The 6403-nt window shown below is 74.9% G+C and carries 3 protein-coding genes; all 3 read left to right on the top strand.

All coding sequences use genetic code 11. The features are described from left to right. The coding region (locus KS423_RS35385) for a SpoIIE family protein phosphatase (RefSeq protein WP_374120084.1) at positions 1–2518 on the top strand (2518 nt) is incomplete at its 5' end. A gap of 309 nt (positions 2519–2827) precedes the next feature. Further along, a complete protein-coding gene (locus KS423_RS35380; RefSeq protein WP_263455579.1) occupies positions 2828–5347 on the top strand; it encodes a SpoIIE family protein phosphatase in 2520 nt (839 codons plus the stop codon). A gap of 91 nt (positions 5348–5438) precedes the next feature. Next, positions 5439–6403: ABC transporter substrate-binding protein (locus KS423_RS35375; RefSeq protein ID WP_224283844.1), on the top strand; the 965-nt coding region annotated here is incomplete at its 3' end.

Raw genomic sequence — 6403 nt, 5'->3', positions numbered from 1 at the left:
CGGCCGGCCGTTTCCCGGCGGTCCGGCCGACGCCCCGGGCGTCCCCGGTCCGCCCGGGGAGGGCAGCCTGCTGGACATGCTCAAGGTCGCCATCGCGATCCTGGACACCGCGGGCCGGGTGGTGCTCTGGAGCCCGGCCGCCGAGGAACTGCTCGGCTGGCCGAACGAGCTGCTGGTCGGCCGCCGGATCGACGAGCTGATCCCCGCCCGGGAGCAGGTCGCCCGGATCCGGGCCGCGATCCAGGACACCCTGCGGCACGGCCGCTGGGCCGGCCACGCCGAGCTGTGCGACCGGGACGGCGCACCGGTCGCCGTGGACGCCCGGATCTCCCTCCTGGTGGACGGCGACGGCACCCCGTTCCTCCAGGTCAACATGGCCGAGGCGGGCGCCGTCCGGGCCGTCGAGCGGGACCTCGCGGTGCGCGACGCGCTGTTCGAGCAGTCCCCGCTGGGCATCGCCATCATGGACACCGACCTGCGCTACACCGCCGTCAACCGGACCCTCGCCGAGATGAACGGCGTCGCCCTGGACGACCACGTCGGCCGCACCACCGGCGAGACCCTGCCGGAGCGGGCCGCCGACGAGATCACCGCCATCCAGCGCCAGGTGCTGGCCACCGGAGAGCCGGTCATCGACGTCACCCTCGCCTCCCCGGTCACCACCCGGGCCGGCTACCGCTCGATCTCCTACAGCCGGATGACCGACCGCTCCGGCCGGGTGCTCGGCATCTCCGGCACCGTGATGGACGTGACCGAGCGCTACCGGGCGGTCGCCAAGGTCGAGCACGCCCGGCGCCGGCTCTCGCTGCTCAACGAGTTCGGCTCCCGGGTCGGCGACCTGCTGGACGCCTCCCGGATCGCCCAGGAGCTGGCCGGCTCGGTCGTCCCCCGGCTGTCCGACCACTCGGCGGTGATCCTGCTCCAGGCCGTCGCGCACGGCGACGACCTGCCCCGGCACGGCCACGACCGGCGCACCTCGCTGCTCCAGCTCGGCACCGCCTCCGTCCAGGACGGCCCCGAGGTGGACGTGATGCTGCGCCGCGGCGCCCGGATCACCTTCGCCGAGGACTCCGTCTGCGGCCGGGTGCTGCGCACCGGCGTGCCCGAGCTGCTGTCCGGCGCCGAACAGCTGGACGGCGTCACCTACCCCGGGGACCCGAAGATGCAGGCCGCCCGGGACCTCGGCGTGCACTCGATGCTGGTCGTGCCGCTGCGTGCCCGCGGCATCGTGATCGGCCTGCTGCTGGTCAGCCGGGCCGGCTACCGCGAGGGCTTCGACCGGGACGACCTGGCCTTCACCGTCGAACTGGCCGACCGGGCCGGCAGTTCGCTGGACAACGCCCGCCTCTACGCCCGCGAGCGCACCGCCGCGCTCACCCTCCAGCGCACCCTGCTCCCGCAGCAGGTCCCGCAGCCCACCGGCGTCGAGGTCGCCTACCGGTACGTGCCCGGCAGCAGCGGCACCGAGGTCGGCGGCGACTGGTTCGACGTCATCCCGCTGCCCGGCGACCGCACCGCGCTGGTGGTCGGCGACGTGATGGGCCACGGCCTGCGGGCCGCCGCCACCATGGGACGGCTGCGCACCGCCGTCCGGGTGCTGGCCGCCCTCGACCTGCCGCCGGACGTCCTGCTGCGGCACGTCCACGAGCTGGCCGACGACCTCGCCCAGGGCCCGGACGAGGCGTTGCTGGCCACCTGCGTCTACGCGGTCTTCGACCCGGCGACGGCCCGGCTCACCGTCGCCAAGGCCGGGCACATCCCGCCGGTGCTGGTGGTGCCGGGAGAGGACGTCGCGGAGCCGACCCACACCGGCGGCCCGCTGCCCGGCGGCGCCGGCCGCATCCTCGACCTGCCCTCCGGAGCCCCGCTCGGCGTCGGCGGAGTTCCGTTCGAGTCGGTCGAACTGAAGATCCCCGAGGGCAGCCTGCTGGCGCTGTGCACCGACGGCCTGGTCGAGTCCCGGGACAAGGACCTGGACGTCGGCCTCGACCGGTTGATCACCGTGCTCCAGGAACCGCACGCCTCCATCCAGGCCGCCTGCGAGGCGGTGCTGGACACCATGGAGCAGGGCCGGGAACCGGACGACGTCGCGCTGCTGCTGGCCCGGCTCGGCCACGGCCAGGCCGGCACCCCGACGGCGGGCTGGACCCTGCCGGCCGAGCCCACCGCGGTCTCCCGGGCCCGCCGGCTGGTCCGCGCCATGCTCGCCGAGTGGGGCGTCGAGGAGCTCACCGACACCGCCGAGCTGCTGGTCAGCGAGCTGGTCACGAACGCCGTCCGGTACGCCAGCGCCCCCATCGGGGTGCGGCTGACGCTCGGTGAGACGCTGCTGGTCGAGATCTCCGACCCGCTGCCCGACCCGCCCCGGGAGCGGCACGCGGCCGAGGCCGACGAGGGCGGGCGCGGTCTGGAGCTGGTCCACCTGCTGGCGCTGCGCTGGGGCGCCCGGGCCGAGGGCATCGGCAAGGTGGTCTGGTTCGAACAGGCGCTGCCGGGTAGTGAGCCCGACGGATCGTGAGCGGAGCGAACAGCAGGGGAGCGGTGCCGCATGTGCCATCGGGAGCTCAGGGGGAGCGCGCGCTCCGGAAGGGGGCGCGAGCGTGGCATTGTGGTTGCGCGGGCGGTAGGACAAAAACCTTCGCCCGATCTGATGTTGTGATGTTGAGGGCGTGTGAACGTACCCCTCGATGATGAATACTCGGTCTTCTCGACATCCGGACGGTCGCGGGTTGGAGGGGTCGGTCCGTTGAACAGCACTCCGGCACGGAGCACGTCGCCGAGCAGCAGCCGTCATGCCGCTGTACCCGGGCAGGCCGGCTCCGTGCACCTGCCCGTACCGGACGGCGCGGTCACCGGCCGCGGCCACCGCCCCGTCCCCGGGGACCGGGCGTGGGGCGCCGGCGGCCCCGGCTCGATCTACGACTACATCCGGGTCGCCACCTTCGCGATCGGCCCCGACGGGCGGATCAGCCAGTGGAGCGAGCGCGCCGCCGAGTTCTTCGGCGTCCCGGCCGCCGAGGCGGTCGGCGCCGACCCGATCACCACCTTCGTCCCCCGCGAGCTCTGGCAGCGCGGCCGGGCCCGGCTGGAACGCACCCTGACCGGCGAGGAGTGGGTCGGCACCACCCCGTACCGGGCCGCCGACGGCGGCGAGGGCCTCGCCGAGCTCTACCTGATGCCCGACAGCGCCCTGCCCACCGCGGGCGCCACCTGCCTGGCCGTCGACCTCGGGCGGCTGCGCCGGATCGAGACCGACCTGGCCGCCTCCGAGGCCGTGTTCGGGCAGACGCCCACCGGCTTCGTGCTGTTCGACGACCGGCTGCGGCTGCAGCGGGTCAACGACGCCTTCGCCTCCGGCATGGGCCTGGTCCCCACCGACCTGGAGGGCCTCACCCCGTACGACCTCTTCCCGCCGTCCGAGGCCGACCGGCTCACCGCCGCCCTGCGCAAGGTCCTGGCCACCGGCGAGCCCGTCTTCGACCTGCGCTTCCACGGCGCCGTACCGACCCGCGAGGGCAACCGGCTCTGGGCCGTCTCGCTGTACCGCCTGAACGGCGCCGCCGGGCAGACCACGGGCGTGGCCGGGCAGGTCTCCGACGTCACCAGCCGGCACGTCGCCGAGCGCGAGGCCGACGGCGTGCGCCGCAACCTGGCCCTGCTCAACGAGGCCAGCGCGCACATCGGCTCCACACTTGACCTGGAGACCACCGCCAAGGAACTGCTGGACGTCGTCGTCCCGCCGTTCTGCGACCTCGCCACCGTCGACCTCTACACCGCGCTGCTCTCCGGCGAGACCGTGCCCAGCGCCGGCCGGCTCGGCGACACCGTGCTCACCGACGGCAGCGGCGAACTGCGCCGGGTCGCCGTCTCCAGCGTGGTCGGCGGCGCCTCCTCGGTGCTCGGATCCGTCACCGGCCTGCCGATCGCCGAGGCCGGCGGCACCCTCTGCTACCCGCGCCGCTCCCCGCACGCCCGGGCGCTGCGCACCGGCCGCAGCGTCGTCCCCGAGCCCGGGCCCGACCCGCTGCTGCGCTCCACCCTGATCGTCCCGCTGGTCGCCCGCGACCAGGTGCTCGGCCTCGTCCAGCTCTCCCGGGCGATCGGCAGCGAGCCCTTCGACGCCCGCGACGTCGCGATCGCCGAGGAACTGGTCGCCCGCGCCGCCGTCTGCATCGACAACGCCCGGCTCTACCGGCGCGAGCACGAGCGGGCGCTGATCCTCCAGCGCAGCCTGCTGCCCCCGGGCAACCCGGCCGCCAGCGGCCTGGAGATCGCCTGCCGCTACCTGCCCAGCAACAACAACACCGAGGTCGGCGGCGACTGGTTCGACGTCATCCCGCTGCCCGGCAACCGCACCGCGCTGGTCATCGGCGACGTGATGGGCCGCGGCCTGCGCGCCGCCGTCGCGATGGGCCAGCTGCGCACCGCCGTCCGCACCCTGGCGATGCTCGACCTGGACCCCGCCGAGGTGCTCGGCGCCCTGGACGAGATCGCCCGCGGCCTCGGCGACGACTCGGTGCCGGCCGGCCCGCCCACCCCGTACGGGCGGCTCACCTCGACGGCCGACGAGGAGGCCCGGGAGGTCTACCTGGCCACCTGCGTCTACGCGGTCTACGACGCCGTCACCCGCCGCTGCCTCTTCGCCAACGCCGGCCACCTGCCGCCCGTCCTGCTCAGCCCCGGCGAGGGCGCCCGGATGCTCGACGTGCCGCCCGGCCTGCCGCTCGGCGTCGGCGGCGAGCCCTTCGAGGAGGTCGAGATCGACCTCCCGGACGGCGCCGTGCTCGCCCTCTACACCGACGGCCTGGTGGAGAGCCGCAAGCACCAGCTGGACGAGGGCCTGCGGGCCTTCCGCACCGCGCTCTCCGACGAGGGCAAGGGGCTGGAGGACCTCTGCGACCACGTGCTCGGCGAGCTCAACCCGCACCACGGCGAGGACGACATCGCCCTGCTGATGGCCAAGGTGCACGCCTTCCCCGACGACGCCGTCGGCAACTGGTTCCTGCCGCCCGAGCCCACCTCGGTGGCCAAGGCCCGCGAGCTCGCGTGCAGCTGGCTGCTCTCCCGAGGCCTGGAGGAGCTGGTCGACACCACCGAGCTGCTGGTCAGCGAGCTGGTCACCAACGCGCTCAAGCACGGGCGGGGCGAGATCCGGCTGCGGCTGCTGCGCGAACGCAGCCTGGTCTGCGAGGTCTGGGACGACGGCTACGCACAGCCCCGGCAGAGGCGCGCCCAGGAGACCGACGAGGGCGGGCGCGGCCTGCAACTGGTCAGTCTGCTGGCCGAACGCTGGGGCAGCCGGCGCACGCCCAAGGGCAAGATCGTCTGGTTCGAGCTGGCGCTGTAGCCGTTCAGCAGTGGGCCGGTCGGGTGCAGTCGCCCGGCCGCCCGCCGTGTCGGCCCGTGCCGGGTGCCCGCGGCGGCGTTCGATGGCCGCCATGCGCGTCCGCCAGCTCACCGCCGCAGCCGCCGTGCTGCTGCTCGTCGCCGGTCTCGGCGGCTGCTCCGACAGCCCGGCCCCGGCCCGTACCCCGGAGCCCGTACCGGCCTCGGCCGATCCCACCACCACCACCGGGGACGTCCGGCCCGCCGACCGCGACGCCGTCGAGGACGGCGGGGTGCTGCGGTGGGCCGTCGACCGGGTGCCCGCCACGCTCAACGTCTACCAGCCTGCCGCGACCGCCGACTCGGCACTGCTCGCGCACGCCCTCTACCCGTCGCTGTTCCGGCTCGACGAGCACGGGCGGCCCGTCCCCGACCCGGACTACCTGGCCGGCGCCGTGTCCACCCCGCCCGGGCAGGAGCCGCAGGTGGTGACCTACCGGCTCAACCCGAAAGCCGTCTGGAGCGACGGCACCCCGCTCTCCGTCGCCGACTTCACCGCCCAGCGGACCGCCCTCGCCGGCCTCGACCGGGCCTACGAGGGCGGGCACCCGGCCGGGTACGACGCCATCGACGTGATCGCCGAGGGCGCCGACCCGCACGAGATCCGGGTCACCTTCCGGCGGCCGTACGCCGAGTGGCGGTCCCTGTTCGGGCCGCTCTACCCGGCGGCCGAGACCGCCACGGCCGCCTCGTTCAACCAGGCGCTGGTCGGCGGGGCGCACCTGACCGCCGGGCCGTACACGGTGTCCCAGTACAACGACGAGGGCGGGCGGGTGACGGTCGGACGCAACCCGCTCTGGTGGGGTGACCGGCCGAAGATCGACCGGATCGACTTCCTCGCGACGCCGCCCGAGCAGCGGCTCGACGACCTCGACCAGGACGGGCTGGACATCGCCCCGCTCACGGCGGCGGTGGACCAGGCGGTGTCGGTCGCGCCGTCCGGCAGCCCCTCCGCGCCGTCCGGCAGCCCAACCGCGGCAGCGGCACCGCCCGCCGCCGCGCCCGAGACGGCGGCGCT

This window comes from Streptomyces sp. LS1784 (assembly GCF_020103755.1).
Taxonomy (GTDB): Bacteria; Actinomycetota; Actinomycetes; order Streptomycetales; family Streptomycetaceae; genus Kitasatospora.
Note: the sequence above shows the minus strand (reverse complement) of the source record. Positions and strands in the feature narration are given on the sequence as shown.